The sequence below is a fragment of the Natrinema versiforme genome, from assembly GCF_005576615.1.
In the GTDB taxonomy this organism is placed as follows: domain Archaea; phylum Halobacteriota; class Halobacteria; order Halobacteriales; family Natrialbaceae; genus Natrinema; species Natrinema versiforme_A.
Window position 1 is genome coordinate 1806600 of sequence record NZ_CP040330.1, and the last position, 18910, is coordinate 1825509.

The following is an 18910-nucleotide window of genomic DNA, read 5'->3' on the forward strand; positions in this document are numbered from 1 at the left end:
CCCTCTCAGCCAAGACGTTCGTCGACCGTTTCCCTCGTCTCCTCAATCGCTCGGCTGTGTGTTCCCAACACTACACGGACTGTGACCGAGTACCACGGTTTAACTGCGTGTATCACGATGAATCATCGCATATGGCCGCCGAGGATAGCAGCGTCGACGCGACGGTCGAGGATCGAAACGGAGAGCGACGGGGCACACCGCTCGAGACGGGATCAGACGGTGACGGCGGGGCGCTCGCGGCCGGCCTTCGGGCCGCCTGCGACGGCGACGTGCGGTTCGACGAGTACACGCGCGTCCTCTACGCGACCGACGGAAGCATCTACGGCGCGCAACCGGCGGGCGTCGTCTTCCCGCGGGATACCGACGACATCCGTGCGGCGATGCGCGTCGCGGCCGACCACGGCGCGCCGGTTCTGCCGCGGGGGGCTGGCTCCTCGCTCGCCGGACAGACGGTCGGGCCGGGCTGTGTCGTCCTCGATCTGTCACGACATATGGACGAGATTCGGGCTATCGATCCCGAGAAACGGACCGCCGTCGTTCAGCCGGGGGTCGTCCAGGACGACCTCGACGCCGCACTCGAGCCCCACGGCCTCCGGTTCGCCCCCGATCCGGCCTCGTCGAACCGGGCGACGATCGGCGGCGGGATCGGGAACAATTCGACGGGCGCACACTCGGTACGGTACGGGATCACCGACGCCTACGTCGAGGAGTGCGAGGTCGTCCTCGCCGACGGGTCGCTGATCCGCACTCGAGACGTCGTCCTCGATAGCCCCGAATGGGACCGGATCGTCTCGAAGGACGACCGCGAGGCCGAAATCTACCGGACAGTACGCGCACTCGTCGAGGACAACGCGGCGGAGATCGAGGAGCGGTATCCGGATCTCAAGCGGAGCGTCAGCGGCTACAACCTACAGAAAGTGATCCGGGAGGGCCCCGAAGGGAACCGGGTACTCAACCTCTCGAAACTGCTCGTCGGTGCCGAAGGGACCCTCGGCGTCGTCGTCGAAGCCACGCTCTCGCTCGTGACCCGACCCGACGAGACCGCACTGGGCGTCTACTGTTACGACGACTTGCTCGAGGCGCTGGCCGCGGTCCCCGACGCCCTCGCGCTCGAGGCCAGCGCGGTCGAACTCATGGACGACGAGGTATTCCGGTTAGCCGCGGAGTCGGCGGAGTACGCCGAGTACGCGGAGCCGATTCCCGAGGGAACCGAGGCGGCGCTGATGCTCGAGTTCGATTCGGAAGTCGTCGACGACCTGCCGGACGCGATCGCGGCCGCGACGACCGATCTCGTCGACGGCGGGGCGGCGTTCGGCTCGATCGAGGCGTTCTCGCCGGCGAAACAGGACAAACTCTGGAAGCTCCGGAAAGCCGCCATCCCGCTGCTGATGAGCATGGAGGGCGATCCGAAGCCCTACCCCTTCGTGGAGGACGCGTCCGTCCCGCCCGACGAGCTGGCGGAGTACGTCGCGGGATTCCGGGGAATTCTCGAGGACCACGACACCACGGCGGCCTACTTCGCCCACGCGGGGGTCGGCACGCTCCACATTCGACCGGTCCTGAATCTCAAGGCGGAGAACGACGTCGAGAAAATGCGCGCGATCGCCGACGACGTCACGGATCTCGTCCGCGAACACAACGGCTCCTTTTCGGGCGAGCACGGCGACGGCCTCGCGCGGACGGAGTTCAACCCCAAGCTGTACGGGCCGGATCTCTGGGAGGCGTTTCAGGATCTCAAATCGGCGTTCGATCCGGACTGGCGGCTGAACCCCGGGAAGGTAGTCTACCGGGACGAGGACCCGACCGACATCCGCGAACACCTCCGCTACGGCCCGGACTACGCCGCGCTCGAGCCCCGGACGACGCTGGATTTCGACGACGAGGGCGGGTTTGCCGACCTCGTGGAACTCTGTAACGGCTGTGGCACCTGCCGGCAGACCGACGGCGACGTGATGTGTCCCACCTACCGGGCGACCGAGGAGGAGATCGCGACCACGCGGGGGCGAGCCAACCTGCTCCGGGCGGCGATCAGCGGCGAGATCGACCCCGAGGAACTCTACGGCGAGCGGTTTCAGGACGAGGTGCTCGACCTCTGTATCGGCTGCAAGGGCTGTCAGAGAGACTGTCCGACCGGAGTCGACCTCGCGAAGCTCAAGGCCGAAGTGAAACACCAGTACCACGACCGCGAGGGGACGAGCCTGCGGGAACGGTTGTTCGCGAACGTCGACCGGCTCGCCGCGGTCGGGAGCGCGTTCGCGCCGATTGCCAACCGCGCGACGGCGCTTCCGGGTGCGCGAACGGCACTCGAGAAGACCGTCGGAATCGCTGCCGATCGCACGCTGCCGACCTTCCGGCGGGAGTCGCTAGTCGATTGGTTCCGGCAGCGAGGTGGGCCACAGGTCGCCGCCGAAGACGCGACGGCCGGCGTCGTCCTCTTTCCCGACACGGAGACGAACTACTCGACCCCTGAACTCGGGAAGGCCGCCGTCGAGGTCCTCGAGGCCGCGAACATCCGCGTCGCGATTCCCGATCTGGGTCCGACCGGTCGGGCGGCCTACTCGACCGGCATGCTCGACGTAGCGGCGGAGCAGGGCCGGGAACTGCTCGCGGACCTCGAGCCGTACCTTGAGCGCGGCTGGGCGGTCCTGTTCGTCGAGCCCTCCGACGCGGCGATGGTCGTCGACGAGTACCGGAGCCTGCTCGCGGACGAGCGGGTCGAACTCCTCGCGGCGAACGCCTTCGGCGTCTGCGAGTACGTCGACCAGCGGCGGCTGGACGAGGACCTGCCGTTCGCCCAGTCCGAGAATGCGGACGCGCGATTGATCTTCCACGGCCACTGCCACCAGAAAGCCCGCGGCGCGGACCATCACGCCGTCGGCGTGCTCCGGCGGGCCGGCTACGCCGTCGACCCCGTCGACTCGGGCTGCTGTGGCATGGCGGGTAGTTTCGGCTACGAGGCCGAACACTACGAGCTCTCGAAAGCGATCGGCTCGCTGCTCCGAGAGGAACTCGAGGCCAGGGGGGTCGGACGGGCGGACGGTGACGGCGAGTCGATCGTCGTCGCGCCGGGCACCTCCTGTCGAACGCAGGTGGGCGACTTCGAGGGCTACGACCGGCCCGCCCATCCCGTCGAATTACTCGCGCGGGGACTCGAATCGTAGCGGCCGGTGTGCCATCGAGTTCGGTCTGCAGGCCCCTTACGTCTCGTCTTCGACGCCGGCCGCTCGGAGGTACTCCTCGAGCAGCGTCGGGAACTGCCCGCCGCGGACGTACCGCAGCCCGAACTCGTCGGCCCACGAGATGATGCCCCGGTCTTCGGTGACCACGCCGGCGTCGAGTTCCCGCGCGAGAACGAGCAGGTCGAAGTCCTCCCGGGAATCGAGGACGCCCTGCCGGAGCGCCCGGCGGTACTTGTCCCGCATGTTCGAGAGGATCCGATCGGCGTCGGTCATGTACTCCTCGCGCCCGTCGTCGGTGTTCGGTTCGGCCGCGAGGGCTTCGGGATCGAGCTGTTCGACCTCGCGGATCGCCTGTTCGGAGACGCGCAGCCCGCGATCGACTCGATCGCTCATCTCGTCGATGAAGTTGTAGACGATGTTCGCCGGAATCGTGACGCCGTACCGGTCGGGACTCTTGCGGACGACCCACGTATCGAGCCGCGAGAACACCGCCTCGTCGACATCCCGTTCGCGCAACATCGTCGCGAGTTCGTCGTGGATCGAGGGCGGCACGTAACAGGAGATGTTGAGCTCGAGCCGAGCGGTCGCGACCAGATCGAGCAGGCGGACGACGGCCGCCTCGAGGGACTCGTCGTCCCGCCGGATCTCCTCGGTGATGAACAGCGACGTGTCGAGGACGAACTGTTGGCGCGGCAGTTCCCCGGGCATAGTCGTGCCTTCGGCGGGAACGCACATAGGCCTCATCCCGCCGAACTCCGGGGCGGCCGCGATCGATCCGACTGACGATCGGGACCGGCCCGGTGTTTTTGAGCGGGAACGTGGTCGAACGACGTATGGACCGCGAGGACTACCTCGACCGGCTCGAGGCGACCGCGGAGGACCCGGCCGATCTCTTCGAGCACTTCGAGCAGCGGTCGGTAGCCGGCCGGACGCACTACATCCTCACCGCCGCCCGCCACGGCGTCGAGCGCGGGACCGTCATCGTCGCGGACACCGACAGCGTCGTCCGAGGCTATCCGAGCGTGCCGCGGATCCTCGTGCTCGATCCCGGTATCCCCTCGTTCTTCGAAGAGAACGAGACAGTCGCGATCGAGGAGAAACTGGACGGGTTCAACGTCCGGATCGCGGTTCCCGACGGCGAGGGGAGCGACCCCCTCGCGTTCACCAGAAGCGGCTACGTCTGTCCGTACACGACCTCGCGGGCGCGCGATCTGCTCCCGCTCGAGGAGTTCTTCGCGGATCACCCGGAAAAGACCCTCTGTACCGAACTGATCGGGCCCGAGACGCCCTACACGACCCACGACTACGAGGGCGTCGGCTCCCACGAGTTCCGGGTGTTCGACGTCCGCGTCCGCGAGTCCGGCGACCCCCTCGCCGTGGCCGATCGGCGGTCGCTCTGTGCGGAGTACGGGTTCAGCCAACCGCGCCAGTTCGGACGGGCGGAGCCGTCGGCCGCGGTCGAAACGGTCGGCGATGCGATCGACGATCTCGAGACAGCGGGTCGGGAGGGCGTCGTGATGAAATCCGGCGACGGCGAGTCGATGGTCAAGTACACGACGGCGTCCCAGCACCGCGAGGAACTCGCCTACGCGTTCTCGCTGCCGTTCGAGCACGGCCGCGACTTCGTCTTCTCCCGAATCGTTCGAGACGCGTTTCAGGCGGCCGAGTTCGACGAGGACGACGATCGCCTCCGGGAGCGAGCACACGATCTCGGCGAGTCGATCCTCGAGCCGATGGTCTCGACCATTCGGGACGTGGCAGACGGCAAGACGATCGGCGAACGGCACACGGTCAGGGGCGATCCCGACGCGATCGACGCGCTCCTCGAGCACCTCCGCGAGCAGTCGCTCACCATCGACCTCGAGTCGGATCGGCTCGAGGACGGCGAGCGGGTCATCGAGTTCGTGAAAGTCGCAGAGTCGAGCCGGGATCGGATCCGGTACTATCTGGACGGCGGCACGCGGGACGAGTAATGGTGCGCGATCTCGAGCGCGAACGAATCATTTAGGCGTCGGCCCGCGGTACGGAGGGGTATGCCCGTCTCGAAATCGGAGTTCGAGGAGCTGCCGCCGTGTGACTTCTATACGCCGGCGGAACTGTTCGAGGACGACCAGATGTACACTGTCTACGAGATCGCCCGCATGCTGCAGGGCGTCGAGCCCGACGCCGAACTCGACCCCGAGACCGAGGACATCCTGCTCGACTGGGCGATCCCGTGGGTCATGACCAACGCGGACGACCTCGTGGTCGCCGAGCCACGAGACGAGGATGAACCCGGCTACTACGGCCTGAAAGAATGATCCTCCTCGTGGTCGGTGCCGACCGCGTCGACGCCGGCAAGACCACGTTTTCGGCCGGCCTGCTCGAGCGAACCGGGGGCGTCGGCTACAAACCCCGCGCCGGCAACGACTTCTGGTTCGATCACGACGACTGCCGGCGAGCGCTCGCCGACGGTCGACTGTACGGCAAGGACGCGGCCCGGCTCTCGGCGGCGGACGGCCGCGACCGCCCGCCCGAGCGACTCAATCCCGTCCACCGGCTGTGGCGGCCCGCCCCCGGCGGCGACAGCGGGCTGCTCGGACGCGCCGACAGGGAGTTCCTCGTCGACCGCGTCGGTCGCGACGGCGACGACCCGCTGTTCGTCCGCAACGCGACCGCCGAGATACCGGACGCGGTCGCCGAGGCGCTCCCGCTCGAGGACGCGATTCCCGTCGAGACCGTCGACGAGTTCAACGACCTCGCTCGGCAGCGGTACGTCCCCGCCTTCGAGCGACTGGCCGCCGACATCGAGTCGGAAGACGTCGCCGTCGTCGAGTCCTACAGCGACATCGCGCGGCCGCTCGAGGCGCTCGATCCGTCCTCGGTCGCCGCGGTCGCGGCCGTCGAACCCGGCCGCGTGCGGACCTACGCCGGCGACCGCTACTGTCGCGCCTGCGAGATCGCGAGTTCGAGCCCCAGAGACGGGGCCGTCGAGAAGCGCGTCGGCGACGCCCTCGACTACCTCGATCCGCTCGAGCGGGTGTCGCTTCCGGCCCTCGGCGAGGACGCCCGGACCGACCCCGTGCGGATCGCGGACGCGTACGCCGACGCCTACGACGCGGTCCTCGACGCCGCCGCACGGCGCTAACCGGACCGGATCCGGAGTCTCCGCTCGCGAGCGGAGAGAAATGCCGGATTGTGGAGCGGTTCCCGGTGCGGTCAGGACTCAGGACTGGCGCGCCATCTGTGCCGAGAGTTCGACGTGATCGTAGGGCTCCCTCGTCACGCTCGACCCGTGGCCGGTGTGCATTGCCGCGAGTTCTGGATCGATCCGCTCGAGTACCCGATCGATGCTCTCGATCAGGGTCGCTCGATCGCCCTCCTCGAGATCGGTGCGGCCGAAGCTCCCGTTCTGGAAGATCAGATCGCCCGCGAACAGGACCCCCGCCGCCTCGGAGTAGAAACAGAGGTGGTCGTCCTTGTGGCCGGGCGTGTGAAGCGCGACATACTCGTGGTCGCCCAACCGGACTGTCTCCTCGTCGGCGATGGCGTGATCGACGCCCTCGATCGAGGCGTCGTACCCCCACGCGTCGACACCGAAGGCGTCTTTGACCGCCTCGAGATTGCCGACGTGGTCACGATGCGTGTGCGTGAGGATCACCGCCTCGAGGTCGTCGACCTCGGAACGGACGGCGTCGACGACGTCGAAGTTCGCCCCGGTATCGACGAGTACGGGCCGGTCGCCGGTCACCAGAAAGACGTTGCTGGTAAACGCTTGCACGTTCCCCGCGAGATTAGTGATCATGGCGACCGATACGCGGTCGACCGATTTGTGGGTATCGACACAGGTCGGTCGACGGCGGACGGCAAACGTGTTTGAACGGAAAACACCACCCTGACGACCTGCAACGTAGGAAATAGCGCAGAGCGGCGTCTATTTCGATCGACTCACGTATTCACAAGCATTTTTAGCTCCGGCACGTAGTGGTAGACGAATGAATCGGCCGGTCTCCGTCGGACTCGTCGTTCTCGTCATCCTCGCGTCCGTTGCCGGTATCAGCGGATCGGTCGCCTCGGCAACGGCCGGACCGACCGACCCGTCGGCGACGGAGCCCGCTCTCGCGGAGAGACAGGTCGAGACGACGGCCGACGCTGCTGACTCAAGTCCGTTCGTCTCACAGGAAGCCCAGAACTTCGACAATCGGACGTTCGATATCACGATTTACGAGAACGGGAGCGCGACGTGGACGTTCCGGTACGAACGCCACTTCGCGAACGAAGAGAACGAGACGGAGGCCGAAGCGAACTTCGAGACCTTCATCGAGCGGTTCGAAGCGAACGAAACCGGCCTCTACGATCAGTTCATCAACCGATCGCGGTTACTGACCGAGGCCGGTTCGGCGGAGACCGGCCGGGAGATGGAGGCGACGGACTTCCGGCGGTCCGCCCGAATCGAGGAGTGGCCGAGCAAGCGAGGGGTCATCGAGATGTCGTTTACCTGGAACGGGTTCGCGGCCGTCAACGACGGGACCGTCGTCGCGGGTGACGTCTTCCAGGACCTCTACCTGCCGCCCGGGCAGGCGATCGCCTACGAGGCCGGCGGCGACCTCACCTTCCGCTCTATCGAACCGAACGGGGAGTACGCAGGCAACTCGCTCGAGTCGGCGAACTCGGTCCAGTGGAACGGTCAACAGCAGTTCGTCGACGGCCGCCCGCGTGCGGTTCTCGAGCGGCCCGACAGTGCCGCGGCCGGCAGCGGGAGCGGCGACCCGATTACGGCGATGACCGGTGCCGACATCGTCTGGTATCTCGTCGCCGGGCTCCTCGTGACCGGGATCGGGATCGCAGCCGTGGTCTGGTATCGACGATACGGTCCCGGTGCCGACGATCCGGCCGGTGGCGCCGGCGCGGCCGAACGCTCGTCCGAGTCGACGCGACCGCCCGCCGCAACTCACGCCGGCGCGTCCACACCGGACGCCGACGCGACCCCCGACTCGGATGACGCGGCACCCCTCACCGACGATGCGCTCATGACCGATGAGGACCGCGTCGTCAAACTCATCCGCGAGAACGGCGGCCGAATGAAACAGGTCAACATCGTCGACGAAACCGGCTGGTCGAAATCCAAGGTCAGCATGCTGCTTTCGGACATGGAAGACGACGGCACCATCAGCAAACTCCGCGTCGGCCGCGAAAACATCATCAGCCTCGAGGGCTTCGAACCCGAAGCGACGAAGTCGCCGTTCGACGAGTGATCGCCGCACCGGTATCCCGTCGTTGATCGGTTCTTGCGTGGGACTGTCCGCCACTCTCGAGACGAAACGGAATCCTTAAACATCGTACTGCGCTACGATTGGATGGAGACGAAGCCCGCTCCGATGGTGTAGTCCGGCCAATCATATTGCCCTCTCACGGCAATGACCTGGGTTCGAATCCCAGTCGGAGCATACTGCTGTTTTCGAAGGGTTCAGACGACTTCCGTGCTATAAGAGCAAGCCGTATCCAAAAACCTCGGTGGGCACGCCATCGTCGGCATCGATGAACGACACCTCGTCAACCCGACGAATCGAGACGACCTCACATGGCACCATCCCGACCAAGACCGCCTGAGCGATGGTGTCCCCCGACACCCGCTACGCGCTGATGGAACTCACGCAACCCCGGCGTATCGGCAAATTCGACGCTGAGAAGCGCATCCGCACCGAACTGGGCACCGGTGCGCCGGCAACAGCACCGATCGTATCCGTTCGCCACCAATCACTTTTCAGAGGCCGTCGGTATCTCAACTGCCAGTTCGACCTCAGGACCGATACCCGATCGTGTAGCGACGTAACACCCCTGTGACCGTGACCGATCCGATGACGAACCCAATCCCCAGCAGTATCGCCACGTAGATTTCGTTCATTACGAACGAGTAGATCTGTGTGCCAAACACCACGTAGAACGCGGAGAAGACGATCCCAGTAACGAGTCCGTATCCGATCCCACTGAGCGCGTAGTTGCAGGCCAGCGGTCGCGCCTCGAGATAGTACCACGCCATTCCCAATACGACTGCCGTCACGGCCACACAGAGCAGATAGAAGTGGAAGTACGTGTGTCCGAGCAAGAACAGCAGCGTTTCACCGACCCCGCGGGGACCGCTCAGGTGGTCCGCGATGAACGGGAGCACGTATCCGCCGATGAGGATCACTACCGTCAGAGCGGTATTTTGGCTCCGGCCGGGAAGGCTGATTGAACCTTCACTCATCGTCGTTCGAGTGTGGGCCACCGTCTTGTAGGGTAAAGTCACTGGTCGTTTTCACTGTGACCGTGGTATGATCAGCGGCAAGAGTCGGCGAGCGATCCGTTCTGAGATCGACGTGACATGTACGTCCCGCGTCAGGGTCAAGAACTCGAGTAAGCCGCCGTCGGAGCCCGTCCCGGCGATGGCGTTACGGCCGTGGTAGGCGTCTGGTGATCGTATCAGTACTCTCTATTGCTTGTACCGGTTCGGGACGTAGTCGTCGACGGGCTCGGGGACGGCGTCGAAGACGACCGGCGCGGCGTTCGCGAGCCGCCGGCGAAAGAGGACGTACAGCCCGCCGACCAGCAGGGCGGCACCGACGAGCCATCGGAACGGCCCGTCGAGAAGTATCCACAGCGGGACGCCGGCGAGCGCCGCGAGCAGTAGGTCCTCCGGCGCGCCGTCGTACCGAACCCAGCGCTTCGGGGCTCGCCAGCGGCGTCGCACGTGGTCGTAGACCGCTCGGTCGGAGGTCCCCTCCCACGGCCGGAGTTCGAGGCCGCCGCCGTAGCGGTCCATCCGACAGTGGAGGGCGGCCCCGACGAGCAGGAACGCGGCGGTGACGAGCCACGGAGCTGCAATGAGCGCTGCCGCGATCGCGATCGGGACGGAAGCGACCACGTACAGCGTCGGATAGTGGAGCGTTCGCCGATGTCCCGCGTAGAGATCGAGATCCGGGAGGACGCCGCCGAGGAACCCCCCGATGAGCGCCGCCGGTGCGAGTTCCGGGGCGAAGACGACGAACGGCGCTGCGATGGCCAGCCCCAGCAGCGCGTGTGTCGGGAGCATCATATATCACCTCGAAGGGGAGTCGGCGAGATAAGCCCACCGGCGGATTTATGACTCGATGGTGTGTCGAACCCGAAAATGCCGAGGAACGATAGCGATGTGTCGCCGGAACCCCGCGCGGACGCGGCGGCGGACGTGTTCGAACGACTGTTTCGGAGCGGTCGAACGAACGCCCTCCTCGCGTGGCTGGTGGTCGGCGTCCTCGCGACGGTGTTCGTCGAGAGCGCGCTCGATTTCGACCGCCAGTGGCTCGTCTTCGTCGCCGGGGTCGGCACGGTCGTTCTGATTCCGCCCGTCGCCTACGGCGAGTGGCGCGTCATGTTGCCGTGGGAGTTGCTCGTCATCGCGACGTTGCCCATCCTCGTTCGGGGACTGTTCGGCGGCAGCGTCGGGACGTTCGCCGCTTACCTCGCGGTCGCCGGGCTGGCGCTGCTCATCACAGTTGAGCTCCACATGTTCACGTCGCTGCAAGTGACCCACTGGTTCGCCATCGCGTTCGTCGTGTTGACGACGCTGGCGTCGGTCGCGGCCTGGACCATGGTCCGATGGAACCTGGATCGGGCGTTCGGCACGTCGTATCTCTCGACGAACGAGGTGTTGATGGCTGAGTGGCTCTCCGTGACCGTCGCCGGGCTGGCGGCCGGCGTGTTGTTCGACGCCTACTTCAGACGCCGCGACCGACAGCTCCGGCGCGCGCTCAGGCGAGCGGTGCGCCGATGACGCGGCTGCCGCGGCCCTCGGTTCGAAACCAGCGACGGCTCACGCGGGCGATGCAACTCGTCTTGGTCGCGCTCGTCGGCTACGGACTCCTCGACGGCCAACCGAAGGCGATCGTCAACGGCAGCGTCGCGCTCCTGATCACGGTCCTGCCGGCGCTGTTGGAACGCAACTACGACCTGCCGTTGGATCCGTGGCTCGCCCTCTGGATCACGTCCGCCGTGTTCCTCCACACGCTCGGGTCGGCGGGGCTGTACGGACAGATCGGCTGGTGGGATCACCTCACGCACGCGCTGTCGGCGTCGCTCATCGCCGGCGTCGGCTACACGGCCGCTCGAGCGGTCGACCTCCACGTCGACGACATCCACATCCCGAGTCGGATCGCGTTCGTCTACATCTTCGCCGTCGTGATGGCCTTCGGCGTCATCTGGGAGCTGTTCGAGTTCGGGCTCGACATCCTCGCCGCTGAGACGGGCCTGACAATGCCGCTGGCCCAGCACGGGCTCGACGACACGGTCCGCGATCTGATGTTCAACTCGCTGGGCGCGCTCCTCGTGGGGCTGTTCGGACAGGTCTACCTGACCGATGTCGCCGAGACGGTCCGGGAGCGGCTGCTCACGGTGCAGTCCTGACGAAACGGTTTCTCCTGCCCGAACCCGACCGCTGACGGATAGCTGTCGATCAGTCATCACCGCCGATCTGGTCGTCCGAGAGCGCGAGATGGCCCGTCGGAAACTGCCACAGTTCCGGGACCGAATCCGCGTGCGGATCGAACGCGGTGTAGGCAAACGCCTGCCAGAGCACGCGTTCGGGATAGGGGCGAGCGGAGAGGTCGACGCCCAGCGACGCCGCGAGGGCTTCGTGATCGAGTTCGCCATTGGCCGTCGGGACGGCGAGCGGGGACGGAACGGCCTCGAGGTCGAGCCCGAACGACGGGAACAACCGGTAGTTCGCCCCGATCACCGGATGGTGTAGCTCGCGTTGACCGGGGAATCGAACGCGGAGTTCGGGCGTCGTCTCCGTCGGGCTTTCCTCCCCGTCGACTCGGATCACCGTCCGCTCGGCGAGCGAGACGCGCCGTCGCGTCCCCGCCGGAACGACGACCGCGGTGCCGTCGACCAGCACCTCGAGGCGCGACTCGGACAGCGCCCGGATTCGAACGTCGGGGACGGCGTAGGACTCCACGAGCGTCCGCGTCGAATCGCCGGCGATCGTCCCGTCGACGGTCACTGCCGTCGTCTCGTCACGTCGCGACACGAGATCGAAGTCGGTCGGCCCACGGTCCGTAACCGGCGAAAGCGACTCCGTCGTCGCACAGACGCCGCTCCACTCGCCCGGCTCGCCCGATCCGGACTCGAGGGTCGGCCGCCAGTAAAAGACACGATGGGTGCCCTCGAGCGCGTACGGGATCGCGTCCGGAAAGAACGAGTCGCCGTACGCGGTCGGCTCGAGGTCCGGGTGCTCGAGCGCGAGTTCGACGTACGGACGGCGCTCGACGATCGGTTCCGCGCGGTCCGCGCCGGACGACCGCTCCCAGCGGCTGTCCGTCGTTCGATCGGCATCGGGTGCTGGTCGGTCCATCGACACTCGCCACAACTCGGGTTCGGCCGACCGAAACGCTGTTTCCGGAGATGTTCGGGGACTGGGCGGCGAGTGCTCGTCCGCCGGCTGCACCGCGAGGCGAATATGTCCGCGATCGAACTTAGCGTCGGTGAGCGACAATCCTCGAGCGAGTGACCAGCCATGTCTGATTCACCGGCGGGCGTTCGGACGACCGTCTCGACCGATCTCTTCGATAGATACCTCCTGCCGACGGTCGCACTCGCCGTCATTCTGACCGGGTCGCTGCTCGGGACGTGGGTGACCGGCCGGTTCGGCGGCCAGTCGGTGGCTGTCACGCTCGCCAAGTGGTCGTACCTCGTCGCGACGGGCGTGCTCACCGGCGGCCTCGTCTGGAAACACTGCTTCGTGCGGCCGCGGGATCTCGGAGCGAACGCCGGGGACTACTGTGCCGAGATGTACGCGCGATTCGATCGAATCGCGACCGGGGCCGTCGCTCTCCTTGCGGTGACCGGGCCGATCGTCCTCGCGGCGTACGGCTCGGCGCTCGGAGCCGGGGGGCTCACGGTCGGGTTGGGTGTGCTGCTCGCAGCGTGGCTCGGAACGATCGCCGTGACGACACGGCGCTCGGGAACCGCCGAGACTCAGTTCCGGAGTCCAGCCGGTCTCCTCGCGCTGACCCTCTCGCTGGCGGTCGTCGCGGGAACGGGGATCGCGGAGGTGAGTCTGCGCGGGTTCGACCCGGTCGCGGCGGGCGTCCGGACGATACACCTGTTCGCGTTCGCCGCGTGGATCGGCGGGGCCGTCTGGAACATCTTCATCGCCGTCCCGACAGGACAGAAGCGACCGACGACGGCCGTCGTTCGAGCGGCGGGCGACCAACTCGAGCGCTTCCGCTGGACGGTTCGGTTCATCATCCCGCTCATATTCCTGACCGGAGCGTATCAGGCCGTCGCTGTCTTCGGCGTCCGCCTCGAGAGCTACGCGGGGACGGCGATCGGATGGGCCGTCATCGCCAAAATCGGCAGCATCGGGCTGTTGGCCGTCATCTTCAAACTCTGTCCGATGTGGCGGGCCTGCTCGCCCGTCGAGGGCGTCTGCGACCTCGAGGGAACGGCTGCCGGACGAGCGGGGAATGCCGGCGGAGGAGAGGGCGATGACTGAGGTCGAGATTCCCGAAACGGCCCCCGATGTCGATCCCGACCTGACGGTCGACAACCGGGGACGGGGCTGTGCGAGCGGCATCGCTCGCGTCCAGCGCGCGCTCGAGGACCTCGAGAACGGGTCGATACTTCGCGTTCGGAGTACGGATCGACGGGCGAAACGGGAGTACTCGCAGCTGGCGGCACAGACCGACCACGAACTGCTGGCGATCGAAACGAATCGGCGCAAACTGCTCCGAAAAGAGTACACGACGTACCTCGAGATACACCGCTCCTGAGCGGCAGTTGCTCGGGCACCGGTTCCGGCTGCGGGGCCATCATACTCGCCCCGTTTCGGCCGGCGCTGTCGTCGGCAACTCAGTCGTCTCCCGGATTTCGGCGTGCGATCATGCCGAGTCCGATCCACGAGATGACGACATCCCCGTCCTGTGTGACTCCCTCGAGGCGGCTATCGACGTAGCCGCGTTCGGGGTCGCTCTCGGAGACGCGCTTGTCGACGACCTCGGTGCGGATCGAGAGCGTGTCGCCGGGCCTGACGGGCCGGTTCCACCGGAGTTCGTCGACGCCGCGGGCACCCATGCCGGCCCGGTCTTGCATCGGGCCGTCGACGAGCATCCGCATACACATCGCGGCGGTGTGCCAGCCCGAGGCGACCAGTTCGCCGAACGCCGAGTCCTCGGCGGCTGCCTCGTCGGTGTGAAACGGCTGGGGATCGTACTGTTCTGCAAACTCGAGGATCTCCTCTTTCGTGACGTGATATTCGCCGAATTCGTAGGTTTTGCCGACCTCGATATCCTCGTAGTACCGCATAACCGTGTGGTGTGGTACGTATCGGCAAGAGCCTGTGGGCCGAGGCAGAATGGGAGCAGTCCGCGGGTCGGCTTCGGTGCCGCGTCATCAGTTCTAGTCGAGGTTTCACAACATCTATTCGTTGCCGGGTAGGGGATTTCCGTATGACTCTCGAGGAGCAGACCGTTCTCGTCACCGGCGGCGCAGGGTTTATCGGCTCGAATCTGGCGAATCACCTCGCCGAGACGAACGACGTGACCGTCGTCGACGACTGTTATCTGGGCACGCCGGCGAACCTGTCCGACGAGGTCGAGTTCGTCGACGCGAGCGTTCTGGACGACGACCTGCCGACGGACGTCGACGTGGTGTTTCACTTGGCGGCGCTGTCCTCGTACGCGATGCACGAGGAGGATCCGACGACGGGTGCCAGAGTGAACGTCGAGGGGTTCGTCAACGTGGTCGAGCAGGCCCGGGAGGAGGGTTGTGAGACGGTCGTCTACGCCTCGACGTCGTCGATCTACGGCAGCCGCACCGAGCCGTCGCCCGAGGAGATGGACGTCAGCGTCAACACGGGCTACGAAGCCTCGAAACTGGCGCGTGAGCGCTACGGGGAGTACTTCTCGAACCACTACGACATGTCGATGGCCGGAATGCGATTTTTCTCGGTCTATCAGGGCTACGGCGGGGCCGAGGAGCACAAAGGCGAGTACGCCAACGTGATCGCGCAGTTCGCCGACGACATCGCCAACGGCGAGTCGCCCGTGCTCTACGGCGACGGCACCCAGACGCGGGACTTCACCCACGTCTCCGATATCGTCCGCGGCCTCGAGTCCGCCGGTGCGGCGGAACTCGACGGCATCTACAATCTCGGGACCGGCGACGCCTACGATTTCAACACGGTCGTCGAGATGCTCAACGACGAACTGGGGACCGAGGTGGAACCGGAGTACGTCGAGAACCCGATCCCGGATTCGGTCTACGTCCACGATACCTGTGCCGACGCCTCGAAGATTCGCGAGGAAGTCGGCTGGGAGCCCCGGATCGATTTCGAGGAGGGGATTCGCCGCGTCTGTGCGCAGTACACCGACGAATAACGACCCTTGGACTGTCGGCGTCCGTGGTGGCGCTCGAGACTCGTCTCGAGACCGTTCAGTTCGAACGCGAGTGGCGGCTGATTTCCGTACGAGAAAATACAGCATGATATAAACTGAATCCGGCTCGGTCCTCGATGTGTAGATGATTATTAATTGCATAGAATGAGGGTCTGCAGTCGTGAATTCTCTCGAGCCATCGCTCGTTCAACGAGGGATATAATTTACATTCGTAGTAAATATCTGGTTTCGAGCTAGTGGTTCCCGTACCGATTCGCCGCACTGATTATCGAGCCGACATTGGCCGTTCGTCGGCTGTCGAACCCTGCTAATAGTCATCACGGGATCCGATGAACGGGCGAATCAGTGCTCCTGCGAGGGATTTTTACCATGGCATCTATATCTCCATGATATGCGACTTCACAACAGGGATGTCCGACAGGACGTCCGCGAACTCGGCGCGTTGCTCGGGGACGTTCTCGAGGACCAAACGTCTCGCAGGGCGTTCGATACCGTCGAGTCGTGTCGACAGGCCGCCATCGAGTACCGTTCAGGCGAACTCGAGTCGCGAGATCCACTGGTCACGGAACTCGAAAACCTCTCGCCACACCAACAGCGGATCGTCGCCCGTGCGTTCACGACCTACTTCGAGTTGATCAACCTCGCCGAAGAGCGCGAGCGGGTTCGGACGATCCGGACTGAGTCTCAGGAGGGGACCCTCGACGACAGCCTCGAGACCGCAGCCGAGGAACTCGGCGAGGCCGATATCGAAACCGTCCAGCAGGTACTCGACGACGTGCTGATCGAGCCGACCTTCACGGCGCATCCGACGGAAGCCCGCCGGAAGACGGTCAAATCCAAGCTCCGGGAGATTTCGACGTACATCGAAACGTTAGACGAGCGGCTGCTGACCGATAAGGAAGAAAGTCAGGTGTGGCGGGACATCGACGCCGAGGTGACCAGCCTCTGGCAGACGCCACAGGTTCGCAACCGCCAACCTGAACCCGAAGACGAAGCGCGCAACGTCCAGTGGTATCTCGAGAACACGCTGTTCGATGTCGTCGGCGAAGTCTACGACGAACTCGACGACGCCATCGACGAGGAACTCCCGGGCAACCTCGAGATTCCGAAACTCTTCGAATTCCGGTCGTGGGCGGGCAGCGACCGCGACGGGAATCCCTACGTGACTCCCGACGTGACCGCCAATACACTCGAGCGCCAGCGGTCGGTCATCGTCGAGCAGTACCGAACCCAACTCAAGCGTCTCTCGGGAGTGCTGAGCCAAGACGGCAGCCGCATCGACGCCGGCTCCGCCTTCCAGGCTTCCCTCGAGGCGGACCGGGAGCGACTGCCCGGCAGCGCTCGGACGGCCGAAGAGCGGTATCCGGGCGAGCCCTACCGGCAGAAACTCAAGCTCATGCGCGAGCGCCTCCGCCGGGTCGGCGACGTCCGCCCGGGCGGCTACGACGATGTCGACGATCTCCTCGAGGACCTCGAAGTGATCGCGACGAGCCTGCGGAACAACGGAGCCGAGAGCGTCGTCGACGCCCACGTCGACCCGATCCGCCGGCAGGTCGCCACGTTTGGCTTCTCGCTCGCGAGTCTCGACCTGCGAGAGCATCAGGCGAAACACACCGACGCCATTGCGGAAGCCCTCGAGGCTGAAGGGATCGACTACCACGGACTCTCGGAGGACGAACGCGTCGAGTTCCTGACCGATGCCGTCCTGCAGGAGGAATCCGTCATCAATCTGAGCGACACCGAGAACCTCTCGGACGATTCGGAGCGGGTCCTCCGACTGTTCGACAGTCTCGCCGACTGGCAGACCGAGTACGGCAGCCACGCCATCGACACCTACTGCATCTCGATGACCGAGGAACCCAGCCACGTCCTCGAGGTGCTCTTCTTGGCCGATCAGGCCGGAGTGGTGTCCCTGCCCGAGCACGCAGGGATCGATATCGTTCCGCTGCTCGAGACCGAGTACGCCCTCTCCGGTGCTCGCCGGATCATGGGTACCCTGTTCGAGAACGAGGCCTACGCGCAGGTGCTCGAGGCCCGCGGACAGACCCAGGAGATCATGCTGGGGTACTCGGACTCGAACAAGGAGAACGGGTTTCTGGCGGCGAACTGGTCGCTGTACAAGAACCAGCGCCGACTCGGCGAAATCTGTGACGACCACGACGTGACGATGCGGCTGTTCCACGGCCGCGGCGGCTCGATTTCACGCGGCGGCGGGCCGATGAACGAGGCCCTGCTCGCGCTTCCAAACTCGACGGTGACCGGACAGGTCAAGTTCACCGAACAGGGCGAAGCCATCGCCGAGAAGTACGCCAACCCCCGCATCGCCGAGCGCAACATCGAACAGATGCTCAACGCCCAGCTTCGGGCGCGAAAGCAAGCGATCGACCAACCCGAAGAGGAGGTTCACGAGGAGTGGGTCGACGCCATGGAGACCATGGCCGATACCGCTCGGCAGGAATATCGGGACCTCCTCGAGAGCGAGGGATTCGTCCAGTACTTCGAGCAGGCGACGCCGATCACGGTCATCGAGGACCTCGATCTGGGGTCGCGTCCGGCCTCCCGGAGCGGTGAGCGGACCGTCGAGGACCTGCGGGCGATCCCGTGGGTGTTCTCGTGGACCCAATCGCGGTGTATCCTCCCGGGCTGGTACGCCATCGCGACCGGCATGGAAGCGTATCTCGAGGACGGCGGATCGATGGAGACGCTCCAAGAGATGTACGACGAGTGGCCGTTCTTCCGGACGACCCTCGACAACGCCGCGCTCTCGCTGTCACGGACCGAACTCGAGATCGCCGAGCGGTACGCCGAGATGGCCGATCCGGAACTTCGCGAGCGGTTCTTCCCCCGCGTCTCCGACGAGTACGAGCGAGCCGCCGACCTGATCACCGAGATCGGGCAGCGCGACCGCCTGCACACCCGCGACTGGCTCGGCGAGAACTTGGAGCGCCGGAACCCGTACGTCGACCCGCTGAACGTCCTCCAAGTCCACTTGCTCAACCGAAACCACCGAACGGATATCGAGGAGCGGACGCTCCGACTGACGGTCAAGGGAATCGCGGCCGGCATGAAGAACACGGGGTAAGCGAGCGCGGGTTCGCTCGAGGCTGAGCGGGCCACAACCCCGATCGGCGTGAGCGAACCTATCACAGGGAGCGAGAAAATCGAAACGGGTAAAAACGTCACTCGGGTAGGTATGAGTGAGCCGAGATAGCCTAGCCCGGCCAAGGCGGTAGATTCGAAATCTACTGTCCTCACGGACTCGGGAGTTCAAATCTCCCTCTCGGCGCTTTTCCGACGAACAAAACCGACGAGCGCAGCGAGTCGTCCGTTCGTCGGAAA

17 protein-coding genes and 2 tRNA genes are annotated in these 18910 nt (G+C 65.5%); 13 read left to right on the plus strand and 6 right to left on the minus strand.

Annotated features, from left to right (window positions below; all coding sequences use genetic code 11):
- Positions 1-131 precede the first annotated feature (131 nt).
- A complete protein-coding gene (locus FEJ81_RS08815) occupies positions 132-3161 on the plus strand; it encodes an FAD-binding and (Fe-S)-binding domain-containing protein (RefSeq protein WP_138244940.1) in 3030 nt (1009 codons plus the stop codon).
- Between the two features lie 36 nt (positions 3162-3197).
- On the opposite strand, the gene FEJ81_RS08820 is transcribed toward FEJ81_RS08815, so the two are convergent.
- The gene (locus tag FEJ81_RS08820) at positions 3198-3887 is read right to left on the minus strand and encodes an RNA ligase partner protein (RefSeq protein WP_138244941.1); all 690 of its coding nucleotides are present in this window, start codon (positions 3885-3887) and stop codon (positions 3198-3200) included.
- A 125-nt stretch (positions 3888-4012) separates the two neighbouring features.
- Between FEJ81_RS08820 and FEJ81_RS08825 the strand changes: the two genes are divergently transcribed.
- Genes FEJ81_RS08825 through FEJ81_RS08835 form a run of 3 tightly spaced genes read left to right on the plus strand, consistent with a single transcriptional unit; the run spans position 4013 to position 6306 of the window.
- On the plus strand, positions 4013-5152 hold the full coding sequence (locus FEJ81_RS08825) for an RNA ligase (RefSeq protein ID WP_138244942.1): 1140 nt from the start codon (positions 4013-4015) through the stop codon (positions 5150-5152).
- Between the two features lie 60 nt (positions 5153-5212).
- Positions 5213-5479, plus strand: a complete 267-nt coding sequence (locus FEJ81_RS08830; protein WP_138244943.1) for a DUF5827 family protein — start codon at positions 5213-5215, stop codon at positions 5477-5479.
- The gene (locus FEJ81_RS08835; RefSeq protein ID WP_138244944.1) at positions 5476-6306 is read left to right on the plus strand and encodes an ATPase; all 831 of its coding nucleotides are present in this window, start codon (positions 5476-5478) and stop codon (positions 6304-6306) included. The genes FEJ81_RS08830 and FEJ81_RS08835 overlap by 4 nt, the downstream gene beginning before the upstream one ends.
- Before the next feature lie 78 nt (positions 6307-6384).
- Here the strand turns inward: FEJ81_RS08835 and FEJ81_RS08840 are convergent, their stop codons facing one another.
- Positions 6385-6963 (minus strand): MBL fold metallo-hydrolase, encoded by a 579-nt coding sequence (locus FEJ81_RS08840; RefSeq protein WP_138244945.1) that lies wholly within the window; start codon positions 6961-6963, stop codon positions 6385-6387.
- A gap of 190 nt (positions 6964-7153) precedes the next feature.
- Here FEJ81_RS08840 and FEJ81_RS08845 point away from each other — a divergent pair, with 190 nt between their 5' ends.
- Positions 7154-8413: a helix-turn-helix transcriptional regulator gene (locus FEJ81_RS08845; RefSeq protein ID WP_138244946.1), complete on the plus strand. Its 1260-nt coding sequence runs from the start codon at positions 7154-7156 to the stop codon at positions 8411-8413.
- Positions 8414-8530: 117 nt separating this feature from the next.
- Positions 8531-8605: transfer RNA gene (locus FEJ81_RS08850), tRNA-Glu, on the plus strand.
- 353 nt (positions 8606-8958) lie between these two features.
- Here FEJ81_RS08850 and FEJ81_RS08855 read toward each other — a convergent pair.
- Together FEJ81_RS08855 and FEJ81_RS08860 are read right to left on the minus strand one after the other, a co-directional pair.
- Complete coding sequence (locus FEJ81_RS08855) at positions 8959-9405, minus strand: hypothetical protein (RefSeq protein ID WP_138244947.1); 447 nt, start codon at positions 9403-9405, stop codon at positions 8959-8961.
- Positions 9406-9630: 225 nt separating this feature from the next.
- The gene (locus FEJ81_RS08860; protein WP_138244948.1) at positions 9631-10233 is read right to left on the minus strand and encodes a metal-dependent hydrolase; all 603 of its coding nucleotides are present in this window, start codon (positions 10231-10233) and stop codon (positions 9631-9633) included.
- A gap of 75 nt (positions 10234-10308) precedes the next feature.
- Between FEJ81_RS08860 and FEJ81_RS08865 the strand changes: the two genes are divergently transcribed.
- Positions 10309-10950, plus strand: a complete 642-nt coding sequence (locus FEJ81_RS08865; RefSeq protein WP_138244949.1) for a hypothetical protein — start codon at positions 10309-10311, stop codon at positions 10948-10950.
- Positions 10947-11579, plus strand: coding sequence for a hypothetical protein (locus tag FEJ81_RS08870; protein WP_138244950.1), 633 nt, complete (start codon positions 10947-10949; stop codon positions 11577-11579). Before FEJ81_RS08865 ends, FEJ81_RS08870 begins: the two co-directional genes overlap by 4 nt.
- A gap of 49 nt (positions 11580-11628) precedes the next feature.
- Here the strand turns inward: FEJ81_RS08870 and FEJ81_RS08875 are convergent, their stop codons facing one another.
- Positions 11629-12528 carry a hypothetical protein gene (locus tag FEJ81_RS08875; RefSeq protein WP_138244951.1) on the minus strand — a complete coding sequence of 300 codons (900 nt, stop codon included), beginning with the start codon at positions 12526-12528 and terminating at the stop codon, positions 11629-11631.
- Positions 12529-12690: 162 nt separating this feature from the next.
- On the opposite strand from FEJ81_RS08875, the gene FEJ81_RS08880 reads away from it, so the two are divergent.
- Both FEJ81_RS08880 and FEJ81_RS08885 read left to right on the plus strand, forming a co-directional pair.
- A complete protein-coding gene (locus FEJ81_RS08880; protein ID WP_138244952.1) occupies positions 12691-13671 on the plus strand; it encodes a hypothetical protein in 981 nt (326 codons plus the stop codon).
- The gene (locus FEJ81_RS08885; RefSeq protein WP_138244953.1) at positions 13664-13948 is read left to right on the plus strand and encodes a sulfurtransferase TusA family protein; all 285 of its coding nucleotides are present in this window, start codon (positions 13664-13666) and stop codon (positions 13946-13948) included. Before FEJ81_RS08880 ends, FEJ81_RS08885 begins: the two co-directional genes overlap by 8 nt.
- A gap of 79 nt (positions 13949-14027) precedes the next feature.
- Here the strand turns inward: FEJ81_RS08885 and FEJ81_RS08890 are convergent, their stop codons facing one another.
- Positions 14028-14480 carry a MaoC family dehydratase gene (locus FEJ81_RS08890; RefSeq protein WP_138244954.1) on the minus strand — a complete coding sequence of 151 codons (453 nt, stop codon included), beginning with the start codon at positions 14478-14480 and terminating at the stop codon, positions 14028-14030.
- Positions 14481-14623: 143 nt separating this feature from the next.
- On the opposite strand from FEJ81_RS08890, the gene FEJ81_RS08895 reads away from it, so the two are divergent.
- The 3 genes from FEJ81_RS08895 (at position 14624) to FEJ81_RS08905 (ending at position 18857) form a co-directional block, all read left to right on the plus strand.
- The gene (locus FEJ81_RS08895; protein ID WP_138244955.1) at positions 14624-15553 is read left to right on the plus strand and encodes an NAD-dependent epimerase/dehydratase family protein; all 930 of its coding nucleotides are present in this window, start codon (positions 14624-14626) and stop codon (positions 15551-15553) included.
- 409 nt (positions 15554-15962) lie between these two features.
- A complete protein-coding gene (gene ppc / locus FEJ81_RS08900; RefSeq protein WP_138244956.1) occupies positions 15963-18653 on the plus strand; it encodes a phosphoenolpyruvate carboxylase in 2691 nt (896 codons plus the stop codon).
- A gap of 119 nt (positions 18654-18772) precedes the next feature.
- Positions 18773-18857 (plus strand) — tRNA-Ser (locus FEJ81_RS08905).
- Positions 18858-18910: the final 53 nt, after the last annotated feature.

Coding starts and splice junctions, on each gene's coding strand:
- FEJ81_RS08815 (WP_138244940.1), top strand. CDS start 132: ATGGCCGCCGAGGATAGCAGCGTCGACGCGACGGTCGAGGATCGAAAC.
- FEJ81_RS08820 (WP_138244941.1), bottom strand. CDS start 3,887: ATGCCCGGGGAACTGCCGCGCCAACAGTTCGTCCTCGACACGTCGCTG.
- FEJ81_RS08825 (WP_138244942.1), top strand. CDS start 4,013: ATGGACCGCGAGGACTACCTCGACCGGCTCGAGGCGACCGCGGAGGAC.
- FEJ81_RS08830 (WP_138244943.1), top strand. CDS start 5,213: ATGCCCGTCTCGAAATCGGAGTTCGAGGAGCTGCCGCCGTGTGACTTC.
- FEJ81_RS08835 (WP_138244944.1), top strand. CDS start 5,476: ATGATCCTCCTCGTGGTCGGTGCCGACCGCGTCGACGCCGGCAAGACC.
- FEJ81_RS08840 (WP_138244945.1), bottom strand. CDS start 6,963: ATGATCACTAATCTCGCGGGGAACGTGCAAGCGTTTACCAGCAACGTC.
- FEJ81_RS08845 (WP_138244946.1), top strand. CDS start 7,154: ATGAATCGGCCGGTCTCCGTCGGACTCGTCGTTCTCGTCATCCTCGCG.
- FEJ81_RS08855 (WP_138244947.1), bottom strand. CDS start 9,405: ATGAGTGAAGGTTCAATCAGCCTTCCCGGCCGGAGCCAAAATACCGCT.
- FEJ81_RS08860 (WP_138244948.1), bottom strand. CDS start 10,233: ATGATGCTCCCGACACACGCGCTGCTGGGGCTGGCCATCGCAGCGCCG.
- FEJ81_RS08865 (WP_138244949.1), top strand. CDS start 10,309: ATGCCGAGGAACGATAGCGATGTGTCGCCGGAACCCCGCGCGGACGCG.
- FEJ81_RS08870 (WP_138244950.1), top strand. CDS start 10,947: ATGACGCGGCTGCCGCGGCCCTCGGTTCGAAACCAGCGACGGCTCACG.
- FEJ81_RS08875 (WP_138244951.1), bottom strand. CDS start 12,528: ATGGACCGACCAGCACCCGATGCCGATCGAACGACGGACAGCCGCTGG.
- FEJ81_RS08880 (WP_138244952.1), top strand. CDS start 12,691: ATGTCTGATTCACCGGCGGGCGTTCGGACGACCGTCTCGACCGATCTC.
- FEJ81_RS08885 (WP_138244953.1), top strand. CDS start 13,664: ATGACTGAGGTCGAGATTCCCGAAACGGCCCCCGATGTCGATCCCGAC.
- FEJ81_RS08890 (WP_138244954.1), bottom strand. CDS start 14,480: ATGCGGTACTACGAGGATATCGAGGTCGGCAAAACCTACGAATTCGGC.
- FEJ81_RS08895 (WP_138244955.1), top strand. CDS start 14,624: ATGACTCTCGAGGAGCAGACCGTTCTCGTCACCGGCGGCGCAGGGTTT.
- ppc (WP_138244956.1), top strand. CDS start 15,963: ATGCGACTTCACAACAGGGATGTCCGACAGGACGTCCGCGAACTCGGC.